This window comes from Janthinobacterium sp. GW821-FHT03A03 (assembly GCF_059421435.1).
Map to the genome: position 1 here is coordinate 640,063 of NZ_JBWKUZ010000002.1, position 23,456 is coordinate 663,518.

Genomic DNA, 23,456 nt, shown 5'->3' on the forward strand with positions numbered 1-23,456 from the left:
GATGCAGGCAGCGCGCGCACCGCCCGGGCCCGTCAATTGCAGCGCACTTCCCCGAAATGCTGCGCCAGGCTCAGGCCCAGTCCCTGCTCCACGGCGTTTTCCACCTGCGCGGCCAGCGCGGCAGCCTCTTCCGCCGCCTTGATGTCGCGCTCGTTGGTGGAGCCGGCCGGATAGCCGGAGTTCACGCGCATGCCGCCGAAGACGAACAGGCGGTAGACGTCGGCCAGCGTAATGCGGTTGACGTTGCCCAGCAAGACCCAGTGGTCGGAACTGTCGGCCACGCGCTTGCCCCACTGCACGCGCACGGCGCCATCCACGTTGACTCGTCCCACCCAGCCCTGCTGCACCATCTTGTCGAGCAGGGTTTCCATTTCCTCGAAGCCCAGGCGCGTGCTGCGGCGGATCTCGGCCGCGCCCACCAGGGCCGAGTCGGCGCAGTGGCAGGCGCGGTGCAGCACTTTCAGGATGGCGACGGCGTCGACGAATTCGCTGCCGGGCGCCGCCTCGTACCACCAGCGCTCGTATTTCACGACGGGCAGCGCCGCCACCAGCAAGGCGCCCACCAGCGTGATCATCCAGCTCAGGTATATCCACACGAGGAAAAGCGGCAAGGCGGCCAGTGCGCCGTAGATGCGCGAATACGTGGGAAATTCCTGGATGAACTCGCCGAAGCCGCGTTTCGCCACCTCAAAGGCCAGCGCTGCCAGCAAGCCGCCCCAGGCCGCGTCGCGCCAGTCCACGTCGCGGTTCGGCACGGCGATGTACAGCAAGGTGAAGGCCAGCATGGTCAGGCCGACCGACACCAGCGTATAAAACACGGCGCCGAGGAAAGGCACGGCGCCCACCACGCCGCTGGTGGCCATGAAGACGCGCGACGTCACCGTCAGCGACACGCCCACCAGCAGCGGGCCCAGGGTGACGATGGCCCAGTAGACAAGCAAACGCTTGGTCCAGCGGCGTTCCTGGCGCACGCGCCAGATGCGGTTGAAGACGCGCTCGATCAAGCCCATCATGCCTACCGACGTGACGATCAGGGCGCCCGCGCCGATGGCCGACAAGCGCGTGGCCTTCGAGGCAAATGTCGTCAAATAACCGAGGATGGTGTTCGAGATGCCCTTGGGCATCACGCTTTGCACGAAATAGTCTTCCAGCGCGTGGCGGAAGGTATTAAACAGGGGGAAGGTGGTGAAAATGGCCAGCGCCAGCGTGAGCAGGGGCACCAGCGCGAACACGGTGGCGAACGTCAGGCTGCCGGCCACCTGCGGCAGGCTCTCCTCGCGCACGCGGCGGCGCGCGAACTGCAGCAGGTCGCGCGTTTCGGACCAGGTCAGGCCGCGCACGGCGGCCAGTCCCATGCTCAGGGCGCGCCACAGGTATTGAAAGATGGGGAATATATATTTTGAAAACATGTGCAAAATCAGAACGGCGCCATGACAGCAGTCGTATCAGGCTGTAAAGCGCCCTATAATACCAATGATGAAGCCAACCAATCTGATTATTCTCGTATTGTTTTATTCACGCCATGGCGCCACGCGCCAGTTGGCCGAGCTGATTGCCCAGGGAGTGGAAAGCGTGCCCGGTTGCGACGCCCGCCTGCGCACCGTGCCCGCCGTCTCCACGGTGGCCGAGGCCACGGCGCCCGAGGTGCCGCCGGACGGCGCGCCCTACGTGGAACTGGACGACCTGCAGGAATGCGCAGGCCTGGCCCTGGGCTCGCCCACGCGCTTCGGCAACATGGCCGCCGCCATGAAGTACTTCTGGGACGGCACGGCCAGCGACTGGCTGGCCGGCAGCCTGTCCGGCAAGCCCGCCTGCGTGTTCACGTCCACGGGCAGCCTGCACGGCGGCCAGGAATCGACCTTGCTGTCGATGATGATCCCCCTCTTCCACCACGGCATGCTGGTCATGGGCCTGCCCTACACGCACCCGGAACTGATGACCACCTCCACCGGCGGCTCGCCCTACGGCGCCACGCACTGGTCGGGCATCGCCGGCGACAAGGCCGTCAGCGACGATGAAAAGCGCCTGGCCGTGGCCCTGGGCCGGCGCCTGGCGGAAAACGCCGTGAAACTGGCGGGCGCATGATGCACGGCGTTCTGCACAAGTATTTTCACTGGGGCGCCATCGCCAGCCTCGCCACCCTGATCGTCTGGTGCCTGGCGTGGGAAACCGTCGTCGCGCCCCTGCATCCGGGCGGCTCCTGGGTGGCCCTGAAAGCGGCGCCCCTGCTCATCCCCCTGTATGGCGTCATCAAGCGCGACGTGTATACCCTGCAATGGTCGTCGATGGTGATCCTGCTGTATTTTACCGAGGGCGTGGTGCGCGGCTACAGCGACACGAACCCTGCCTCGGCCCTGATGGCCTGGGGCGAGGCGGCCATCGTCTGCCTGTATTTTGTCTGTGCCGTGCTGTATCTGCGCCCGTATAAAAAGGCAGCCAGGCGCATGGCCAGGGAACTGCTGGAAAAAGTGAATAAAGTGAGCATCAAGAAATGAGTCTACAGCCCATGCATGACCAAGCCGACTTCCTCGCCGCCTGCCGCGCCCTGCTGGGCGGCAGCTACGTCCTCACCGAGCATGCCGACATGGCACCCTTCCTCACCGACTGGCGCGACCGGTTTACGGGCAAGGCGCTGGCCGTGCTGCGTCCCGCCAGCGTGGACGAAGTGGCCGGCGTGCTGCGCGCCTGCGCGCAATGGAAGATTCCCGTCGTGCCGCAGGGCGGCAATACGGGCCTGGTGCTGGGCAGCATTCCCGACGCGGCCGGCACGGCCGTCGTGCTGTCGCTGGCGCGCCTGAACGCCATCCGCGCGCTCGACCCCGTCAACCGCACCATCACGGTCGACGCCGGCTGCATCCTGCAAACCATCCAGGAAGCGGCGGCCGCCGCCGGCTGTTTGTTCCCCTTGTCGCTGGCGGCCGAAGGCAGCTGCACCATCGGGGGCAACCTGGCCACCAACGCGGGCGGCACGGCCGTCTTGCGCTACGGCAATACGCGCGAGCTGTGCCTGGGCCTGGAAGTGGTCACGCCGCAGGGCGAGATCTGGAGCGGCTTGCGCGGTTTGCGCAAGGACAATACCGGCTACGACTTGCGCGACCTCTACATCGGCGCCGAAGGCACCCTGGGGGTCATTACCGGCGCGGTCATGAAACTGTATCCGCAGCCGAAGGCCTGCATCACGGCGCTGGCCGCCATGGACTCGCCCGCCCACGCCCTGCGCTTGTTAAGCCTGATGCAAGACCATTGCGGCGCCAGCCTGACGGGATTTGAACTGATGTCGCAGTACTGCCTGCAACTGGTGGCCGAGCAGTTCCCCCAGCTGCCGCGCCCTTTCGCGCAGCAGCACGGCCAGTATGTGCTGCTCGAGCTGTCCAGCAGCCAGTCCGAGGCGCACGCCGTGGAACTGCTGGAAGCGAGCATCGGCGCGGCCCTGGAAGAAGAGTTGATCGCCGACGCCGTCGTCGCCAGCTCCGTGGCGCAGTCCGAAGGCCTGTGGCAGCTGCGCGAACATATTCCGCTGGCGCAGGCGCAGGCGGGCAAGAACATCAAGCACGATATCTCGCTGCCGATTTCCCGCATCGCCGACTTCATCGCCGTCGCGGATGCGGCCCTTGAGTCAGCCTTCCCCGGCTGCCAGCTCGTGTGCTTCGGCCACCTGGGCGACGGCAACCTGCATTACAACGTGGCGCCGCCAGCCGGCATGACGGACACGGTATTCCTGTCCAACCAGGACGCCATCAACCGCATCGTGCATGACCGGGTGGACAGCTTTGGCGGCTCGATTTCGGCAGAACACGGCATCGGCGCCCTGAAAAAGGCCGATCTCGCCCACTACAAGTCGCCGCTGGAACTGCGGCTGATGCGCGCCGTGAAGCAGGCGCTGGACCCGCAAAACATCATGAATCCGGGGAAAATCCTGTGAAAGCGCCGTCCATCCTGCTCTGCGCCATGGCCTTGCTGGCCGGCTCCGCCAGCGCGCAGGGCGTCTACAAATGCGTGAAGGACGGCCAGACCAGCTACAGCGAAACGCCGTGCACGGACGGGCAGCTGCAGATCATCGAAGTGCCGCCGCCACCGGCCGCCGTCGACAAGGGCGCGGCCACGCGCCAGGAGCGGGTGGCCAGCCAGCTGGAATCGGCGCGCAGGCAGCGCGAGCAGCTGGAAGACCAGGCGCGCGAGCGGGCCGCCAGGCAGAAGGAAATATATGACAAGCACTGCGCCCAGCTGCGCCTTGAGCAGAAATGGGCGGCGCAGGACGCCGTCGGCGCCGGTGATAAAACCCGCAATGCGGCGCAGCTGAAGGCGCGGCGCGCCGGCGAGCGCCTGGCCGTCGAATGCCTGAATTGAGCGTGCCAGAGGCAAAGCGGACGTCGCAAGGCCTGCTGTCGCGCTGGCTGCTGCTGGGCGAATGGCGCGCGCATCCCGTGCGCGCCGTCGTCGCCATCCTGGCCATCGCCGTCGGCGTGTCGCTGGGCTTTGCCATCCATTTGATCAACGCGGCCGCCTTCAATGAATTTTCCACGGCCGTGAAAAGCCTGTCCGGCCAGGCCGACGTGCAGGTGACAGGGCGCGAAGCGCTGTTCGACGAAGCCGTCTATCCGTGGCTGGCGCAGCGCGACGGCGTGGCCGTGGCCTCGCCCGTGCTGGAACTGCAGGCGGGCGTGACCGGCAAAAGCAGCAACGATGGCGCCCCGCTGCACATCCTGGCGCTCGACGTCTTCCGCGCCGGCTTCATCTCGCCCGACCTGATCGGCGCGCCGGCCGAGGGCCAGCCCTTCGACACCCTGTCCGACGACGCCATCTTCCTGTCGCCGGCCGCCTTGCGCTGGCTCAATCTGGCGCAGGGCGACAATCTGTCCCTGCAAGCGGGGGCGGGCAGCATCTCCCTGCGCGTGGCCGGTTCGCTGCAGCGCGCGCGCGCCGGCCAGCGCATCGCCGTGATGGATATCGGCGCGGCGCAGTGGCGCTTCAACAAGCTGGGCAAGCTGTCGCGCATCGACTTGAAACTGCGCCAGGGCGTCAACCGCGACGCCTTCCAGGCCGCATTGGCGAAGGAACTGGAAGCGCGGTACCCGGGACGCTTCCAGGTGGGCCAGCCCAACGACGACAAGCAGAATAGCCGCAACAATAACCTCAGCCGCGCCTACCGGGTCAACCTGACGGTGCTGGCCCTCGTCGCCCTGTTTACGGGCGCCTTTCTGGTCTTTTCCACGCAGGCGCTGTCCGTCATCCGTCGCCGCAGCCAGTTCGCGCTGCTGCGCGTGCTGGGCATGGAGCGGGGAACCTTGCTAGGCCAGGTGCTGCTCGAGGGCGCCAGCCTGGGCGTCGTCGGCGCTGGCCTGGGCATCGCGGCAGGCTATGCCATGGCCGCCGTGGCCCTGCGCTTTTTCGGCGGCGACCTGGGCGCCGGCTATTTCGCGGGCGTGCAGCCGCAGGTGCAGTTCACGCCCGTCGCCGCCTTCGTCTACTTTGCCCTGGGCCTGGGCGTGGCCTTGCTGGGCTGCGCCGCGCCCGCGCTGGAAGCGGCCCGCGCCGCCCCCGCCATCGCCCTGAAATCAGGCAGCGAGGAAGTGGTGACGACGCGCCTGGCGAAAACCTGGCCCGCACTGGCTTGCCTGCTGCTGGCCGGCGCATTGACCCTGCTGCCGCCCGTGTTCGAGCTGCCCCTGTTCGGCTACCTGTCCATCGCGCTGCTGCTGATCGGCGCCATCGCCCTGATGCCGCAGCTGGCGGCCGTCGTCTTCCGCGCCCTGCAAGCCGCCTGGCTGCGCACGCAAGCGAGCCAGCACGCGCCCGTGCGCAGCCTGACCCTGGCGCGCCTGGCGAACGCCTCGGGCCAGGCCGGCATCGCGCTGGGCGGCGTGCTGTCAAGCTTTAGCCTGATGGTGGCCATGGCCATCATGGTGTCGAGTTTCCGCGTCTCCGTCGACGACTGGCTGCTGCAGATTTTGCCGGCCGACGTGTATGCGCGCACCTCGGCCAGCAGCACGGCGGCCCTGAATCCGCGCGAACAGGATGCCATCCGCGCCCTGCCCGGCCTGGCCAGGGTGGATTTCCAGCGCGTGCGCAGCCTGTCCCTGGCCGCCGAGCGCCCGAACGTGATCCTGCTGGCACGCCCCATCAATCTGCGGGACCCGGGCAAGAGCATGGTGCTGGTGGGCGACACCCTGCCCGTGCCGGCTGGCCAGAGGCCCGTGTGGCTGTCCGAAGCGGCGGCCGACCTGTACCGCCACCGGCCGGGCGAGCGCATCGCATTGCCGCTGGCGGGCGGCCTGCACACGTTCTTCATCGCCGGCGTCTGGCGCGACTATGCGCGCTCCTCCGGCGCCATCCAGATGCCGCTGGACGACTACCGCGCGCTGACGGGCGACATGGACGTGAGCGACGCGGCCCTGTGGCTGGCCAAGGATGCCACGGGCGAGCAGCTGCAGCAGCGCCTGAAAGCGCTGCCCTTCGGCGCCAGCCTGGAAGTGTCGAACCCGTCGGCCATCCGCGCCCTGAGCCTGCAGATCTTCGACCGCAGCTTCGCCGTCACCTATCTGCTTGAAGCCATCGCCATCGTCATCGGCCTGTTCGGCGTGGCCGCCACGTTCTCGGCGCAAACGCTGGCGCGCGCCCGAGAATTCGGCATGCTGCGCCATGTGGGCGTGACGCGCGGGCAGATTTTAGCCATCCTGGCGCTGGAAGGGGGCGCGCTGACGGCGCTGGGCATCGCCACCGGTTTTGTCCTGGGCCTGTTGATCAGCTTTGTGCTGGTGTTCATCGTCAATCCGCAATCGTTCCACTGGACCATGCAGCTGCACCTGCCCTGGCCGTTGATCGCCACCGTGGCCGCGGCCCTGCTGGCGGCCGCCGCCCTCACTGCCCTCATCGCGGGGCGCCAGGCGCTGTCCGCTGGCCCCATCCGCGCCGTCAGGGAGGACTGGTAATGCGCCGTTTGACTTGTTTATTGTTGTTCTGCAGCGCCGCCGCCGTCGCCGCGCCGCCCGCCTTCGCCCCCGTCACGCCGCTGGCGGCCGGCCAGACCCTGCGCCTGCCGCACGATTTCGGCGCCCACCCTGCCTACAAGACGGAGTGGTGGTACGCCACGGGCTGGGTCAAGACCGCCGGCGGCGAGCAGCTGGGCTACCAGGTGACCTTCTTTCGCAGCGCCACGGCTGCCGATGCGATGAATCCCAGCGCCTTCGCGCCGAAACAGCTGATCATCGGCCATGCCGCCCTGTCCGACCCGAAAGTGGGCAAGCTGCTGCACGACGAGAAAAGCGCGCGCGAAGGTTTCGGCCTGGCCTACGCCAGGGTGGGCGACACGGACGTGAAACTCGACGGCTGGCGCATGCAGCGGCAAAAGGACGGCAGCTACCGGGTCAGCCTGGCCGCGCGCGATTTTTCACTGCAGCTGACCCTCGCGCCCACGCAGGCCGTGCTGCTGCAAGGCGTTGGCGGCTACTCGCGCAAGGGCGCCCGGCCCGCGCAATCGAGCTACTACTACAGCGAGCCGCAGCTGCGTACCACGGGCACGATCGCCCGCGCGGGCGGCAAGGCAGAAGCCGTGACGGGCGCCACCTGGCTCGATCACGAGTGGTCGAGCCAGGTGCTTGATGCGGATGCCAGCGGCTGGAACTGGATAGGCGCCAACCTCGACGACGGCGGCGCCCTGATGGCCTTCCAGATCCGCAGCAAGACAGGTGCTAAACTATGGGCGCACGCGACATGGCGCGATGCGTCCGGCAAGATGACGCAGTACGCGCCCGGCGATGTCGATTTCACGCCCACGCAGCTGTGGCGCTCGCCGCGCACGCAGGCCGAATACCCGGTCGCCACCGAGATCCGCACCGGCGCCATGCGCTGGCAGATCAAGCCCTTGCAGGCAGACCAGGAACTCGATTCGCGCCGCTCGACGGGCGCCGTCTACTGGGAGGGCGCCGTGACGGTGGCGCGCGACGGCCAGCCCGTGGGGCGCGCCTACCTGGAAATGACGGGCTACGTGCAGCCGATGAAGTTATAAGCAATTGTGAACATGTAAGACCGGATACAGTACCTACCAAGCGAAAACCAATGACAACCAGTACAGATACAGGCAATACCAGCAGCACAGCGACAAGCGCAGCCCCTTCCCCCGACACCGGCGCCAGCCGTGAACTGAAAAAAGGCAGCCTGGCGGCCTTCAAGGGCTTGCTGCCCTTTCTGACGCCGTACCGCAAGCAGTTCTTCCTGGCCGGTATCGCGCTGGTGGTGGCCGCCGCTTCCACCCTGGCCATCCCCGCCGCCTTCAAGCAGATGATCGACCTCGGTTTCGGCGGCGCGGCCGGCTCGAAAAGCATCCAGCATGTCGACCTGGTGTTCCTCGCCCTGTTCGGCGTGGCGTCCATCCTGGCCTTGGCCACGGCGGCGCGCTTTTATACCGTGTCGTGGCTGGGCGAACGGGTCACGGCCGACATCCGCAGCGCCGTGTACCGCCACGTCGTCACGCAAAGCCCCCAATTCTTTGAAACCACGCAGACGGGCGAAGTCCTGTCGCGCATCACCACCGACACGACCCTGATACAGGCCGTCGTCGGCACCAGCATCTCCATGGCGCTGCGCAACGTGCTGCTGTTCCTCGGCGGCCTGGTGATGCTCTTCGTCACCAGCGCCAAGCTGGCCGGCATCATCATCGGCCTGTTGATCCTCGTCGTCGTGCCCATCATCGTCTTTGGCCGCAAGGTGCGCAAGCTGTCGCGCGATTCGCAGGACCGCATCGCCGACGCCTCGGCCATGGCCGGCGAAATCCTCAACGCCATGCCCACCGTGCAGGCGTTTACGCACGAGAAGATCGAATCGAAGCGCTTTGGCGACTCGGTCGAAGGCGCTTTCATGACGGCCATGCGCCGCATCCGCGCGCGCGCCCTGCTCACCGTGATCGCGATTTTGCTGGTCTTCGGCACCATCGTCTTCGTCCTGTGGCTGGGCGCGCGCGCCGTGCTGGAAGGCGCGATGACGGGCGGCGACCTGGGCCAGTTCATCCTGTACGCCTCCATCGTGGCCGGCGCCATCGGTGCGTTGTCCGAAGTCATGGGCGAAGCGCAGCGCGCCGCCGGCGCCACCGAGCGCCTGCTGGAATTGATGGCCGTCAAATCGGAAATCGAGTCGCCGGCCACGCCCCTGCCGCTGCCCGCGCGCGCCGCGAATGGCGCCGCCTTGACATTGACCGACGTCATGTTTTCGTATCCGTCGCGCCCCGACACCCACGCGCTCGACCACGTCAGCCTCGACATCCGCGCCGGCGAAACGGTGGCCGTCGTCGGCCCTTCCGGCGCCGGCAAGACCACCCTCTTCCAGCTGTTTTTGCGTTTTTATGACCCGCAAAGCGGCAGCATCCGCCTCGACGGCGTCGACATCAAGCAGCTCGACCTGCACACCCTGCGCGATGCCATCGGCATCGTGCCGCAGGATACGGTAATCTTCTCGGCCGATGCCATGGAAAACATCCGCTACGGCCGCGCCGGCGCCAGCGACGAGGAAGTCATCGCGGCCGCAAAAATGGCGGCCGCCCACGAATTCATCGAGCGCCTGCCGAACGGCTACAAATCCTTCCTCGGCGAACGGGGCGTGCGCCTGTCCGGCGGCCAGCGCCAGCGCATCGCCATCGCCCGCGCCCTGCTGAAAAACCCGCCGCTGCTGCTGCTCGACGAAGCGACCAGCGCGCTGGACGCGGAATCGGAACGCCTGGTGCAAAAGGCGCTGGAAGCGGCCATGCTGGGCCGCACCACCGTCATCATCGCGCACCGCCTGGCCACCGTGCAGCGGGCCGACCGCATCGTCGTCATGGAAGACGGCAGGATCGTCGAAACGGGCACGCATGCGTCGCTGGTCGCGCTCGGGGGCATCTATGCCAATCTTGCCGCACTGCAATTCCATCACGTACAGCTCAATCCAGCGGAATAATCATGAACGCACTTTTCCACGCCAACCTGGGCATCACCGATTTCTGGACCTTTTTACTGGGGACCATCTTCATCGTCATCCTGCCCGGCCCCAATTCCATGTACGTGCTGTCGGTCGCCGCCCAGCGCGGCGTGCGGCCCGCCTACCAGGGCGCCTTCGGCATCTTCGCCGGCGACCTGATACTGATGGTGCTGTCGGCCTGCGGCGTGGCCTCGCTGCTGAAAGCCAGCCCGGCCCTGTTCTATGTCGTGAAATACATCGGCGCGGCCTACCTGGGCTGGATCGGCCTGCAGATGCTGATAGGCTGCTGGCGCAAGCTGCGCGCGCCCGCTCCCGCCGAAGGCGAGGCGGCGGCCGCGGCTGCCCCCGTCAAGGAAAGCGAGCCGTTCCGCAAGGCCCTGATCATCAGCCTGATGAATCCGAAGGCCATCCTGTTCTTCATCTCGTTTTTCATCCAGTTCGTCGATCCGGCCTTCCCGAACCCCGTGCTGTCCTTCATCGGGCTGGGCCTGATCTGCCAGGTGATCAGTTTTACCTATCTGACGGCCATCATCTTTGTCGGCGCCCGCCTGGCCGAGACCTTCCGCCGCCGTCGCCGCCTGTCGGCAGGCATGGGCGGCGGCGTGGGCGCCATGTTCATCGGCTTTGGCGCGAAACTGGCCACGGCCACACTGTAACTGTACCGGAGATGCGCCGTGACCGCCTTGACCGAGATTGAACTGCGACAGCGTTGCCACACCGTCCTGCCGGGCCACCGCCAGCCCGCCCCAAGCGCCACCTTCGCCGCCATGGCCGCCTGGTGCGAGACGAACGGCATCGCGCACGACACCTACGGCGAAGGCGCGCTGATCGAACAGTTCGAGGACAAGATCGCCGGCCTGCTCGGCTTCGAGGCGGCCGTGTTCTGCATCACGGGCACCATGGCGCAGGTGACGGCCCTGCGCCTGGCCTGCCAGGACCGGGGGTCTTCCCTGGTGGCGCTGCACCCGACGTCGCACATCCTGCGCCACGAGCGGGGCAACCATGAATTGCTCGACCACTTCAAGGGCCTGATGCTGGGCGACCCGCACCGTCCGTGGACGGTAGACGACCTGCGCGCCGTGCCCGATGCGCTGGGCGCCGCGCAGGTCGAGCTGCCGATGCGTGAAATCGGCGGCCAGTGTCCGTCGTGGGAGGAGTTGAGCGACATCAAGCGGCACTGCCGCGAGCGCAATATCCATCTGCATATGGATGGCGCGCGCCTGTGGGAAGCGCAGGCCGGTTTCAAGCAGCCCCTGTCCGCCATCTGCGACGGCTTTGACTCCGTCTACGTGTCGCTGTACAAAGGCATCGGCGGCCTCGGCGGCGCCATGCTGGCCGGCAGCCGCCCGTTTGTCGAGCGGGCGCGCGAATGGTTCCGCCGCCAGGGCGGCAACATCGTCCACCGCACGCCCTACGTGGTGGCCGCCGCCATGCAGTTCGATGCGCGCCTGGCCGCCATGCCCCGCTATTTCGCGCGCACGCAATGGCTGTACGCGCTGCTGCGCGACTTTCCGGCCATCGCCGTCAATCCCGCCCAGCCGCAGGCCAACATGCTGCACCTGCACCTGCCCCTGCCGCGCGAGCGGGCCATCGCCATCCGCAACCAGGCGGCCGAAGACCACGGCATCTGGCTGTTCGGCCGCGCCAGCCACGCGGCACTCCCCGGGCACAGCGTGGTGGAATGGTATGTGGGAGACAACCTGCTGGAACTGCCGGACGACAGCGTGCGGCATGCCTTGCGCCTGCTGGACCAGGCCATGCGCGCCAGCGCATAATCGCGCAGGCCCGCGCAGGTCGGGTTGGCGCACGGCGCGCAAGCCGACACCGCCACCATCGTGACCAAAAAAAAGCGCCCGGAGGCGCTTTTTTCATTCATGGCCGCCGGGTCGGCCGCCACTACCTGCTTAGAACTTGTAGTTATAAGCGAGACCGATCAACTGCATGCGGGTCTTGAACAGGCCCTTGGTGGTTTCACCGTTGCCGGTGCAGCCAGTCTTGACAGGCGAGCAGTCGTTTGTGTAGTTGACGTCAGCATCCTTGAAGTCGATATAGCTGTAGGCCAGGTCGATCGAGGAATTGGCGTTCAGCTTCCAGTTCGCGCCGATCGAATACTGCATGCGGTCGCTGTCCGGCAAGGCCGGGTGGCGCAGTTCCGCGCTGCGCACTGGCGCCTGGTCGTGGGCGATACCGGCGCGCAGCATCAGGCTGTCGCTGTACTTGTAGTTGGTGCCCAGCGAGACGCGATAGGTGTCTTTCCAGTTCTGGCGGATGCGCTCGGCGCCTTCGGCCGTCGGCGGGAACTGGATGTCCAGGTTCTGCAGGCGCGAAGTACGGGTCCAGGTGACGTCGCCCATCAGGGCCCACTTGTCATCCATCTGGTGGAAGGCGTTGACCGACAGGGTTTCCGGCGTGCGCAGTTCCACCAGCGCCTCGGAATTGACCTTGTTCGATGCCTTGGCGATGAAGGCGTTCACGGCCGGGTTGCTCGTCACTTGCGAGAAATCCCAGATGGTGCTGCCCTTGAGCTTGTGCGAGATCGACGAACGGTAGGCGATGCCGAAACGCGTGCCTTCGTTCAGCTGGTACAGGTAGCCCAAATTGAAGCCGAAGCCCCAGTCATGGCCATCCATCGATGCGTGACCATCATTGATCGGGCCCTGCAGCGCGGCACCGGCAGCTTGTGCGGCTGCCAGGCCCTGGGTCTTGGCGATATTGGCCAGGAAGGCCTGCGATGCGGTCGGCGCAAATTTGCCCAGGAAAGCGACCGAACCAGGCACGTCCACGCCCTGGCCCAGTTCCGCCTTCATGTATTCAGCCGTCACGCCGAAACCGAACGAGTGATGCTGGTCCAGCTTGAACGACACGGAAGGATTCAGGGCGATGGCTTCGAGCTTGATATTGGTGATCGCATAGCGGCCATACCAGTCATTGCCGTAGTCGAGCTTGGCGCCATACGGCACGAACAGGCCCGCGCCGACCGTCCATTGATCGTTGATTTTCTTGCTGGCGTACAGGGCAGGCGCGAATACGGCGTCCGGCGCATAGTCCTTGGTGGCGCTGAACGGCTTGTGATTGTCAGGGACGGGGGCGAAGAAGGACTTCGAACCCGAATCCGTATAGGTCGAATGCGGCACCACCAGGGTGCCGCCGCCGACGAACTGCGTGCCTTCCAGGCGCGACAGGCCGGCCGGGTTGTAGAAAATGGTGGAAGCGTCGGCCGCTTCGGCGCCGCTGGCGTCAGCCGTGCCCTGGGCGGACACGCTTTGCGAGCCGAAACGGTAGCCCGATGCCTGGGCGGTGGAAGCGATGCCGGCGCATGCGACGGCGATGAGGAGGGGCAGATATTTATGTTTCAAGTTAGTCTCTCTTTATTATATGGATGGTCTTCGTCACATTGTCCCGGGCGGCTCAACCTCACCCGTCCTGCACTGTTCTTGCCGCCGTGAACTCCAATCCACTGACGGCATGTGCGAAGCATATAATATTTTCGAAAAAAAAGCGAACGATCGCTCTTTTTACGAAACAGTGTTGTTTTCCTCACCTTGCACGACGCTGTACGGCGGCAATACCGGCGCCGGCAGCGGGATCAAAAACCGCTTGCGCATCAGCGCCAGCATCTGCTCGGCCGGCACGGGGCGCGAGATGAAATAGCCCTGCACTTCATTGCACTGCAGGCCGCGCAGGATATCGAGCTGTTCGCGCGTTTCCACCCCTTCGGCCACCACGCTCATGCCCAGCGCATGCGCCATCGACAGGATGGCGCGCACGAAGACCTCGCCCTGCTCCGAGCGGCCCAGTTCCATGGTGAAGGCGCGGTCGATCTTCAGGCCGTCCATGGCAAACTTCTGCAGCTGCGACAGCGAGGAATAGCCGGTGCCGAAATCGTCGACCAGCAGGCGCACGCCCAGCGCACGGATGGCCGACAGCTGCTCCACGGCGCGGTTCTGCTCATCCATCATGGCCGATTCCGTGATCTCCACCTCGATCATGCGCGCGTCGATGCGGTGGCGCGCCAGCGCGGACGCCAGCACCTGGTGCACGTCGCCGCGGCCGAACTGGCGCGCCGAGACGTTGATGGACACGGGCACCAGCTCCTGTCCTGCCGCCTGCCAGTGCGCCATCTGCAGGCACACTTTTTCGATGACCACCTCGCCCAGCTGCGAAATGAGGCCGCTGCTCTCGGCCACGGGAATGAATTCCAGCGGCGGCACCATGCCGTGCAGCGGATGGCGCCAGCGCACCAGCGCCTCCATGCTGCACAACTGCCCGCTCAGGGCGTCGACCCTCGGCTGGTAGACGACGAGGAACTGGTCCTGCTCCAGCGCCGCCACCAGGCTTTGCTCCAGTTCGCGGCGGTTGCATATGGTTTCGAACAATTCGGGCTGGAAGAAGCGATGGTGGCCCTTGCCCGCCACTTTCACGGCATACATGGCGATATCGGCGTTCTTCAGCAGCACGTCCGTCTCGGCACCGTCGCGCGGATACAGGCTGATGCCGATCGAGGCGCCCATCTTGTGGCGTTCGCTGCCCAGGTAGAACGGCTCGTCGAAGGCGATGGCGATGCGCTGGGCCACCTGCTCGGCGCGGCTGTCGTCCTCCACCGGGTCGAGCACGACGACGAATTCGTCGCCGCCCAGGCGCACCACGTGGTCGCCCGGCCGCAGCACGGCCTTCAGGCGCAAGGAGGCGGCGCGCAGCACCTTGTCGCCCTCGGCGTGCCCCTGCGTGTCGTTGATATCCTTGAAGCCGTCGAGGTCGATGAACAGCAGCGCCAGCATGTGGCCCGTGATGGCGGCGCGCGCCAGCGCCCCGGGCAGGAATTGCTGCAGCCAGTAGCGGTTGGGCAAGCCCGTCAAGCCGTCTTCGTTGGCCAGGCGGCGCAGGTCGCGCTCGTGCTCCTTGGCCGTGCTGATATCCTGCAGGGTGACGGCCAGGCGGTCGCCGCTGCGCACGAGCCGGCGGCGTATCCAGCGCAGCTTGAATGGGTTGCCATCCGGCAATTCAATCTCTTCCTCGGAAAAGCCCGACTGCATGGCGGCCCGGTAATTGTGCATCAGGTCGCGGAAATACGGTTCGTGCGCGCGCGACTGCAGGCGCATGCCCAGCAGCTGCTCGCGGCGCACGCCGAAATAGCCGGCGCCCGGCTCGTTGCAGTCGACGATCTCGAAGTCGGCAATGGCGCAGTCGCCGTCGCGCAGGGCGGCAATGATGTAAAAGCCGTCGCTCGTGCCCTCGGTAGCCATGCGGTAGGCGTTGCGCACGCCTTCGGACTGGTGGTGGCGCCAGGCCAGGCGCAGCGACAGCACGGTGGCGACGACGGTAAAGGCCAGCAGCAGCAGGGTCACGGCCAGGGCGATGCCCGTGTAGATGGTGCGCGTTTCCTCGTAGGGGTGCAGCATTTCGCTGTCGGCCAGGCCCACGACGGCCGTGAATGGATAGGCTTTCAGCGCCTGCCAGCCCACGTAGCGGTTTTGCTTGTCGGAAAAAGCGAAGCGGCCGCCCGACTCCATGGCGCCGCCGTCCGTTTCCAGGAAGCTCGTATCGAGGAAGGGCGCACCGCCATGCGCCCCATGCACGGGCAGCACGCGCGAGCCCAGGCGCATGCTGAACAGCTCGCCCTCTTCGCCCACCATGGCGGACATGCCCAGCTTGCCGAAATTGACGCTGTCATAGAATTCGGAGAAATAGCTGGAATGGATGGAAATGAGCAGCACGCCGTCAAAATTGCCATCCTCGTCTTCCAGCCGGCGCGTGAAGTGCACGAGGGTGTCGGCGGGGCCGGCGGCGGACGGGAGCGCGTTCGCCCGTCCCAGGGCGATGCGCAAGGCGCTGGAATTGCTGCGCCAGTGGCGCAAGAGGAAATCGCTGCGCTCGTTCGTGCGCAGCCGCGTCAGAGGCGCCGTAGCCGTCACGGGGTGGCCCTTGCGGTCGAGGATGGCAACGATGGCAAATTGCGGCAAGGCATACATGCCCTGCGTCTTCAGCTGATCCAGGCGCAGGTGGCCGCGCGAGTTTTCCCATTCATACTTGAGCTGCAGGGTCAGCTGGTCCATCTGCTCCAGGGTGCGCAGCAGATACTGGCTGTAGGCTTTCGACTGCGAGGCCACGCTGTCGAGCGCCTGCTGCTGCGCCACCTTTTTTTCCGCCTCCAGCTGCAGCAGGGTGGCCATCCACAGCACGGCGCACAGGGCCAGGCACAGCATGGGCCAGGCGAGGATCAGGCGCAAGTTAGCCTTGAGAAAGTCGGCCCTGCTCATTTCCACCACGGCGGCGTTATTATTATTTACAAATTGTCGCAAAAACATGGTGCCAGCATCTGCCGTTTCTATATTTCTTTAGGGACACACAAATTACCACAGAGTCATGTTTACAGGGGATATGAGCGTGTAATTATGTGCGTATCCCGCATCCCGCCTGTCGCGCCTGCGTTACAATCACCATCCTTACCGTTGGAGAAATACATGCAGCAATATCAAGATTTGATCAAGACCGTGCTCGAAACGGGCAGCTGGCAAGACAACCGCACGGGCATCCGCACCCTGAGCGTGCCGGGCGCCATGATGCGTTTCGACTTGGCTAACGGCAATTTCCCTGCCGTGACGACCAAGAAACTGGCTTTCAAATCCGTGATCGGCGAATTGTGCGCCTTCCTGCGCGCCTCGCGCAATGCGGCCGAATTCCGCGCGCTGGGCTGCAAGGTGTGGGATCAGAACGCCAATGAAAATGCGCAATGGCTGGCCAACCCCTACCGCGAGGGCGAGGACGACCTCGGTCCCGTGTACGGCGTGCAGTGGCGACTATGGCCCGCATATAAATTGCTGGACGCGGCCAAGCCGGCGCAAATTGCCGACGCACAAGCCAACGGTTACACACTGGTCGCCCCCATCGTCGAAGACGGCGTGCAAAAAGTCTTGCTGTACAAGGCCGTCGACCAGTTGCGAGAATGCCTGGACACCATCATGACGAACCCGGGCAGCCGGCGCATCCTGTTCCACGGCTGGAATCCGGCCGTGCTGGACGCCGTCGCCCTGCCCGCCTGTCACTTGCTGTACCAGTTCATCCCGAACGCCAGCACGCGCGAAATTTCACTGTGCTTATATGTGCGCAGCAACGATATCGGCCTGGGCACGCCGTTCAATATCGCCGAAGGCGCCGCCCTGCTGCATCTGGTGGCGCGCCTGACCGGCTACACGCCGCGCTGGTTCACGTATTTCATCGGCGACGCGCACATCTATGAAAACCACCTCGACATGGTGGAAGAGCAACTCAAGCGCACGCCGTTCCCGGCGCCGCGTTTCGTCATTTCCGAACGCGTGCCCGACTACGCCAAGACGGGCAAGTACGAGCCGGAATGGCTGGAAAAGATCGAACCGTCGGATTTCTCGCTGGAAGGCTATGAACACCACGCGCCCATCAAGGCCGCGATGGCCGTCTGATGGCGGTCTCGCCGCTGGCCGCGCTGCACCGCAAGCTGTTTGACGAAACGGACGGCGTCAAGTTTTCCAAACTGAAAGACCGGCTGCTGAAAAAGCATGCTGCCGACGAGCGGCAAGCCGTGCTCGACATCCTGATCGCCTACGCAAGGGAAGGCCAGCTGCTGCACTGGCGCGCCTTCCTGATGAGCGATATCGTGCATCTGGTGGAAGGCAGCCAGCATGCGGCATTTTTTGCATGGGCACTGGGGCAGCCGGAACTGGCCTACCGGGCCGTCGACGGCTTGCTGAAAAGTATCGGCGTGGAAGCGTATGCGCCGCTGGTGGCGCTGGCGGCGTCCGGCGCCACGCGCCTGGACGTGCGCGCCAGGGCGATCAAGAGCCTGGCCGTGTTCAGCCGCCAGCCGTTTGACCAGGGCTTGCCGTCCGATCCCGGCCACTGGAAGGCGGAACAGCTGCGACTAAGCGCCGTGCTGGCCTGGCAAGCGGACGGCTATCCTGACGGTGCAGGCTACAAGGCGCCCGCCACGCATGAGACGCTGACCCAGCCGCTGTCGCGCCTGGAAATGGCTGCCGCCTTCCTGGAGCGCAACCTGGCGCTGCGGCGCCAGCGCGAACAGGACCTGGCGCAACCGTCGAACTGGCTGACGGTCGCCAGCGCCAAGGACATGGCCGGGATCGACGCGCAATGGGTCTTGCCGGAGATCTACCGCCGCTTCCTGGAATGGTATTCGCCGCTGCGCGTACATGTCGACGGCAAACGCTTCCCCCAGGGCCTGCACCTGTACGGCGCGGCCGAGCTGGTGAAGGCCCAGCACGGCTACTCCGTCCATGCCGTGAGCCTGCGCACAATCGCGGCCTGGCCGCCGAAGCTGGTGGTCATTGCCGATGCCGGCGGCGATCCGTACTGCGTGCACCTGGAAGAAAGAAGCATCGACGGCGACTTGCCCGTGTACCGCGCCGAACATGGCACGGGCGGATGGCGCTTCGAGCTCCATACGGACGATTTCATCGGCTTCCTGCACGAGATCGCGCTGGCGGCCTAGCCCGCGTCGCCTGCCGGTCCTCCCGGGCCGGGACCGCCCGTGCCGCCTGGCCCCCGCCCGCCCGGCGGACCGAAGCGCGGTTCGCGCTCGCCCTCTTTCGCCGCCGGCGCGGCGCCGCCGAGGCGGTACGACAGCCCCACATAAATCATGCGTCCATCGAAGCGCCGCGTGCTCGTCTCGCGCAGGGACGCGCTGTTGATGACGGTTTCCATCTTGTTGCTGCTGAACACATCGGTGACATTCATGACCAGGCTCAATTGCGGCGTCACCGCGTGGCGTAGACTGAGGTTCAGGGTATTGTTCGGCGAACGGTAGCCCTGTCCCGACAGCATCTTGCCTTGCATTTGCAGGGCCAGTTGCAGCTGGTTGGCCGGATCGATCTGGTAATTGAGGCGCGCGCGGCCGCTCAGGGCGTTGGCCGTGCGCGTGCTGCGGTTGCCCAGGTCGTCGGAACTGGTCTGCTGGCTGCGCGCCAGGTTGCCGCTCGTGTTCAGGGTCAGCGACGGCGTGAGCTTGCCGCTGACGCTGAACTCCAGGCCGCTCGAATGGCTGCCCTCGCCGTTTTCGCGCGTCGTCAGCAGCACGTTATCGCTGATAAAGTAGCGGTAATCGACGATAGCGTCCGTGTCGCGGCGGTGGTAGGCGCGCAAGCTGCTTTCCAGGCCGGCGATCTTCGTTTCATAGCCGACCTCGAACGAATCCGTCTGCGTGGGTTTCAGCTTCGGGTTGCCGGCCGACACATTGAACTCATCGCGGTACACGACGTACGGGTTCAGGTCGCCCGCGTTCGGGCGGCGCAGGCGGTGCGCATAGCTGAAGCGCAGATTGCTCTCGTCGCTGACCTTGTAGGTGGCGAACAGGCTGGGAATATAGTTGACGTAATTGTTGCCGGCCTCGACGCCGCCCGTGATCTGGCGCACGGTCAAGTCCGTGTATTCGGCGCGCACGCCGGCCAGCGCGCCCCAGCGCTCGCTCAGGCGCATCTGGTAGGAGCCGTACAGCGCCACGGTGCGCTCGTCCATCTCGAAACGGTTGCTGCGCATGCGGTTGACGGTCTCCAGCAGGCTGCCCGGATGGATGTCCGTATATAGAGTGTCGAAACTGCTCTGGTTGTCGGCCACCTTGTAGCCGAGCTTGGCCGTGCCGCCTGCCAGCGGACGCTCGTAGTCGCCGCTGAAGTCGACGATGCGGTTGCCCGTCTCGCTGTGCTGGCGCGCGCGGCTGTCGTAGGCGTTCACGGGCGCGACCGCGTAGGTATTGGCGTAATCGCTGTCGCTCTCGTTGGTCGACGACGACACGCGCAGGTCGATCTTGAGGGTTTCGCCCGGCAATTCTCCCTTGTGGTCGTAGCGCGCGCCCCAGCCGTAGTTGCGGCTGTCGCCATTGCGCACGGTGCTGCGCACATAGTCGGCGATGGTGCTGCCCGTGCTGTCGCCGTTGATATAGCGGTCCAGCGAGCGCTGGTCGTTGCTGCGGCCATTGTACGAAACGCTGGCGGCCAGGGTGTCGTTGGCGTTCACGTTGTAATTGACGGTGCCGTGCAAACCCAGCGAGTCGTTCAAGCCGTTGCTGGTGGAATGCTGGCTGCTGGGGGCGAAAGCGCCCGTGCCGCGCTCCAGGCGCTCGCGGCTGACCTCGGCCACGGAATTGCGGCCGTCGTGGCGCACATTGATGCCGCCCTGGTAGCCCCACGGCCCTTCGTTGTAGCTGCCGGAGACGGAGCTGTTGTAGCGCCCGGCAATGCCCGCATTCGCATTCACGGTGGCAAAGCCGCCCGGCTTGCGGTTGCGCCGCATCACCAGGTTCAGGATAGGCCCGCCGCCCGCCTCGTTGCCGAACTGGGCGCCGGGATTGTTGATCACTTCCACCGATTCGATATCGTCGGCCGCCATGGCGTTCAGGGTGGCGCCGCGCGCATCGCCCTGCAGCATGGCCGAGGGCTTGCCATCGATCAATATCTGCACATTGCTGCTGCCGCGCAGGGACACGGAACCGTCTGGATCGACGGCAACGGATGGCACATTGTTCAAGGCGTCGGCTGCCGTGCCGTTGCTGCTGCCGACATCGGACTTGACGTCGTAGACTTGCCGGTCGATGCGGCCCGTGGGACGTTCGGCCGTCACGCTGACGGACGGCGGCGCGTCCACGGCGGGCGCCTTGGCAGGCGGCTTGACGACGGTATCACCGGTAATGGTTTGCGCCTGGACAGCGGCGCCGGAGACGAGCAGGCTGCCGCCCGCCAGGCAATGGAAAAAAAGTTTATGCATTTGGCTAAAGATAATCGAGACGCTACGGATGAGGCACTACGCCGCAGCGTGAGAGCACATGCCAAGCATGCCACGATTGCAAGGAGCAAAGCAAATGCGAACCATTGTTATTTACTTCAATTTACAAATCTCCGGCGCTTGTGGCATTCCAGCCTCATGCCATGCAGCTTGCGCTGCCCGGGATATCTCCGCAGCCCGTAAGTGTCGCAAGCACCGTGTTGCCATGGCCGGCACCCGCGTCGCGCACGTATTTGGGGGCCTGGCGCAGATGGGGGCAAGCCGGTCCGCTGCGCGGACATGGCGCGAATCCAATCGCATTGCTGCCGCTTCGCCGGCCGCGCAACGAGCCGTTTCTCGAACATGGCGAAGTAGCGTCAAGTGTTCGCCGGCCTCAAAAACGGTACGCCAGGCTCGCCAGCAAGGTCGGAGTATGGGTCGACGATTCTGTCTGCGACGCCCCTCCGCGGGTACGCCAGGCCAGCGTCACGCCTCCAGTCCATGCGGCGCCTGCGTACCGAACGCCGACGCCAGTGCCGGCCAGCGTGCGCCGGTTGCTCGTGCTCGCCCAGGCGTCCTTGCTGATGTCAATTCGCCCCATATCGTAGAAGACGAACGGCACCGCCGCCCCGCTTGTGTAGCGTACCTCGGCCTGTGCCAGCCAGCCGCTGTCACCGTACGCTTCACCGTTCGGATACGCGCGCACACCGTTCACGCCACCAATGCCCAGCTTCTCAGACGGGTCGAGGTTGTTCCCCGCGCGCTGCACCGAGAGGCGACCATAGAGGTCAATCTTGCTATTGAGGGACTGAAGACGCGCCAGATCGATGTTCAGCTTGGAGAAACCGCCGGCCGTGCGGGCGCTTGCACTGTCCATGGCCTCGCTTGCCTTATCCAGTCCGAGGCGCCCATGCACCCACGAGACGACGCCGTAGGTGATGCCGGCGTAAATGAATTGGTCGCGCACGTCAAACGAGACACTGACCGGCACGACTGTACTTCGCTTGTCACTGGACGACGACGTCGCCCCTTGGCGGTCCTGCAGCGACTTGCGGTCGACGCTTGCCGAGACAATCAGATTGCGCGACTGCGAGCGGATGATGGGATAGCTCATCCCGACGCTCGCCACGTCCGCCGTGCCGCGGGCACCGAGGGCCGCGAAGCTGCCGGCAAGTTCGTAGTACGAATGCGTGTAACTGGCGCGTCCGCGCAAGCCGCTGTAGCCGAGCGGTGCCGCATACGCCACCGATCCGAACCACATTTGGGCGTCCGTATATAGCGCCTGCAGGGAAAGCTGATCACCGAGCATGAACGGACTGTCGGCATCCAGGCTCGCGTGGAGACGCATGCGGCCAGTCGCCCGCGTACCAAAATTGTCTAGCCCCGCTTCCCCCTTATAGCGATGGTCCCTTTGCACATCGACGATCAAGTCGCCGGTGCCGACCTCCTTTCCAGGGCGCATCAGCGGCGCCGTGACAATGCCTGGCTGATCGTTCAATAGCAGGGTCGTGCGCTCCAGCATATGCGCCTCGATCAAGGTGCCCTTCGGCAGTGCCGACAGGAAGCCTTGCGCCCCTGACGTCAATGCTCCATCACCTGTCGCCTGCACAAGACCATAGCGACCTTCGAGGATCTCGATGCGCAGTTCGCCAGCGGACAGGTCCTGTTGTGGCAGGTAAGCTCGCGCGAATGGATAGCCGGCCTGCTGGTAACGGGAGGTAATGTGGGTGGCGAGCGCGGACAGGCCGGCGAAGTCATATGTCTTGCCAGTGACAGGGCCAAGGCCGGCGAGCAGCTCCGTACTCGGGATCTGTGTGTTGCCGTTTATCGTCACGCGCTGCAGCGTTATTTGCATGCCACCGGAAACCTGGTGCGCCGGTTGAGGCGCAGGCAGCACGCGCAGCGTGGGTGCCGCGCGGCTGGTCGGCTGCGGCAGCGTACGCGCATTTTCCTGCAGCAGTGTGCCCGCGTCAGGCACTTGCTGGGCAAGCGCGGGCATGCAGCTCGTGACGAACAGCGTCATCGGCAAAAGAGTGGATGAATGCTTCATGGCGTACTCATGATCAGGGTGTGTCAAAGACTGTTCGGCGCCGGGGCGTTGTCGGTATCGCTGCTTGCGCTGGCAGGCATGCGGATGCCGCCAGATACGACCATCACATCGAGATACTTGACATCACGGTTGGCACCTGCACCTTGGCTCGACGATTGGCGACGCTGCGGGGTGCTGGCCGGTGCTGCATTGGCACCGGCCTCCCCGCCCATAGCAGTCTGCGCTGTGCCTGACTGCGGCGCGGTCACGCTTTCAGCCACGGCGACATAAGCCAGCCCGCCTACCGCGGGCGCGACAAACGACGACGCAATACCTACCGCCTGCGGCGTGATCGTCGCCGCTGCGGCAGTAGCAGATGAGTTTTCCCGGGCCGGTGCCGTCAATATGCTGCCTGTGCTTGAGCTTGACGCAGGCATGACGTAGTTGCCGGCATCGGCACCGATCAACGTGAGACCAGTGACGCTGACCGGAATGGCAATACCGGGGGCTGACTGTGCGAATTTCGCCGTGGCCGACGTGGCATCGAGGTTAATGATATCGTTGGCGACGAGCCCTGCAAGCGTTCCTGGCGTTGAAATCGTCGCCGCCGTCGTGCCATCAGCCGTTTTATCGGCAACGGCGAGACCGCTCACGGTAACAGGCTTCGGCGTGATGGCCGCCGTCACGCTGGCGGGCGCATTCACGCTGTAGTTCGCCGCCAGGCCTGTGCCGTCGCCCA

General features: G+C 65.3%; 17 protein-coding genes. 11 read left to right on the top strand and 6 right to left on the bottom strand.

The window, feature by feature from the left end; translation table 11 throughout:
* Positions 1-32 precede the first annotated feature (32 nt).
* Positions 33-1,409 carry a YihY family inner membrane protein gene (locus tag AC07VI_RS09510; RefSeq protein WP_226935948.1) on the bottom strand — a complete coding sequence of 459 codons (1,377 nt, stop codon included), beginning with the start codon at positions 1,407-1,409 and terminating at the stop codon, positions 33-35.
* A 67-nt stretch (positions 1,410-1,476) separates the two neighbouring features.
* Here AC07VI_RS09510 and wrbA point away from each other — a divergent pair, with 67 nt between their 5' ends.
* From wrbA to AC07VI_RS09555, 9 genes are read left to right on the top strand one after another with little or no spacing between them, the layout of a single operon-like run.
* Entirely contained in the window at positions 1,477-2,085 is a 609-nt protein-coding gene (wrbA, locus tag AC07VI_RS09515; RefSeq protein WP_086146544.1) for an NAD(P)H:quinone oxidoreductase, read from the top strand.
* Complete coding sequence (locus AC07VI_RS09520; protein ID WP_172404792.1) at positions 2,085-2,495, top strand: DUF2069 domain-containing protein; 411 nt, start codon at positions 2,085-2,087, stop codon at positions 2,493-2,495. The genes wrbA and AC07VI_RS09520 overlap by 1 nt, the downstream gene beginning before the upstream one ends.
* Positions 2,496-2,506: 11 nt before the next feature.
* Entirely contained in the window at positions 2,507-3,922 is a 1,416-nt protein-coding gene (locus AC07VI_RS09525) for an FAD-binding oxidoreductase (protein WP_226935946.1), read from the top strand.
* Entirely contained in the window at positions 3,919-4,347 is a 429-nt protein-coding gene (locus AC07VI_RS09530; protein WP_086146475.1) for a DUF4124 domain-containing protein, read from the top strand. Before AC07VI_RS09525 ends, AC07VI_RS09530 begins: the two co-directional genes overlap by 4 nt.
* On the top strand, positions 4,335-6,929 hold the full coding sequence (locus AC07VI_RS09535) for an FtsX-like permease family protein (RefSeq protein WP_492994583.1): 2,595 nt from the start codon (positions 4,335-4,337) through the stop codon (positions 6,927-6,929). The genes AC07VI_RS09530 and AC07VI_RS09535 overlap by 13 nt, the downstream gene beginning before the upstream one ends.
* The gene (locus tag AC07VI_RS09540) at positions 6,929-8,005 is read left to right on the top strand and encodes a lipocalin-like domain-containing protein (protein WP_492994585.1); all 1,077 of its coding nucleotides are present in this window, start codon (positions 6,929-6,931) and stop codon (positions 8,003-8,005) included. Before AC07VI_RS09535 ends, AC07VI_RS09540 begins: the two co-directional genes overlap by 1 nt.
* 50 nt (positions 8,006-8,055) lie before the next feature.
* Positions 8,056-9,924 (top strand): ABC transporter transmembrane domain-containing protein, encoded by a 1,869-nt coding sequence (locus AC07VI_RS09545; protein WP_086146472.1) that lies wholly within the window; start codon positions 8,056-8,058, stop codon positions 9,922-9,924.
* A 2-nt stretch (positions 9,925-9,926) separates the two neighbouring features.
* Positions 9,927-10,601, top strand: a complete 675-nt coding sequence (leuE, locus tag AC07VI_RS09550; protein ID WP_086146471.1) for a leucine efflux protein LeuE — start codon at positions 9,927-9,929, stop codon at positions 10,599-10,601.
* Between the two features lie 27 nt (positions 10,602-10,628).
* Entirely contained in the window at positions 10,629-11,720 is a 1,092-nt protein-coding gene (locus AC07VI_RS09555) for a threonine aldolase family protein (RefSeq protein WP_492996342.1), read from the top strand.
* 129 nt (positions 11,721-11,849) lie between these two features.
* Here the strand turns inward: AC07VI_RS09555 and AC07VI_RS09560 are convergent, their stop codons facing one another.
* Both AC07VI_RS09560 and AC07VI_RS09565 read right to left on the bottom strand, forming a co-directional pair.
* On the bottom strand, positions 11,850-13,301 hold the full coding sequence (locus tag AC07VI_RS09560; protein ID WP_086146470.1) for an OmpP1/FadL family transporter: 1,452 nt from the start codon (positions 13,299-13,301) through the stop codon (positions 11,850-11,852).
* Between the two features lie 159 nt (positions 13,302-13,460).
* Positions 13,461-16,250 carry a bifunctional diguanylate cyclase/phosphodiesterase gene (locus AC07VI_RS09565; RefSeq protein WP_492994587.1) on the bottom strand — a complete coding sequence of 930 codons (2,790 nt, stop codon included), beginning with the start codon at positions 16,248-16,250 and terminating at the stop codon, positions 13,461-13,463.
* A gap of 156 nt (positions 16,251-16,406) precedes the next feature.
* On the opposite strand from AC07VI_RS09565, the gene AC07VI_RS09570 reads away from it, so the two are divergent.
* Positions 16,407-17,381, top strand: a complete 975-nt coding sequence (locus AC07VI_RS09570; RefSeq protein WP_086146469.1) for a thymidylate synthase — start codon at positions 16,407-16,409, stop codon at positions 17,379-17,381.
* Positions 17,381-18,424 carry an SMI1/KNR4 family protein gene (locus tag AC07VI_RS09575; RefSeq protein WP_099420618.1) on the top strand — a complete coding sequence of 348 codons (1,044 nt, stop codon included), beginning with the start codon at positions 17,381-17,383 and terminating at the stop codon, positions 18,422-18,424. Before AC07VI_RS09570 ends, AC07VI_RS09575 begins: the two co-directional genes overlap by 1 nt.
* Here the strand turns inward: AC07VI_RS09575 and AC07VI_RS09580 are convergent.
* From AC07VI_RS09580 to AC07VI_RS09590, 3 genes are all read right to left on the bottom strand, one after another.
* Positions 18,421-20,691: a TonB-dependent receptor domain-containing protein gene (locus AC07VI_RS09580; RefSeq protein WP_492994590.1), complete on the bottom strand. Its 2,271-nt coding sequence runs from the start codon at positions 20,689-20,691 to the stop codon at positions 18,421-18,423. The genes AC07VI_RS09575 and AC07VI_RS09580 overlap by 4 nt on opposite strands.
* Before the next feature lie 391 nt (positions 20,692-21,082).
* Entirely contained in the window at positions 21,083-22,738 is a 1,656-nt protein-coding gene (locus tag AC07VI_RS09585) for a ShlB/FhaC/HecB family hemolysin secretion/activation protein (protein WP_492994592.1), read from the bottom strand.
* 23 nt (positions 22,739-22,761) lie between these two features.
* Positions 22,762-23,456: YDG domain-containing protein (locus tag AC07VI_RS09590; RefSeq protein ID WP_494808784.1), on the bottom strand; the 695-nt coding region annotated here is incomplete at its 5' end.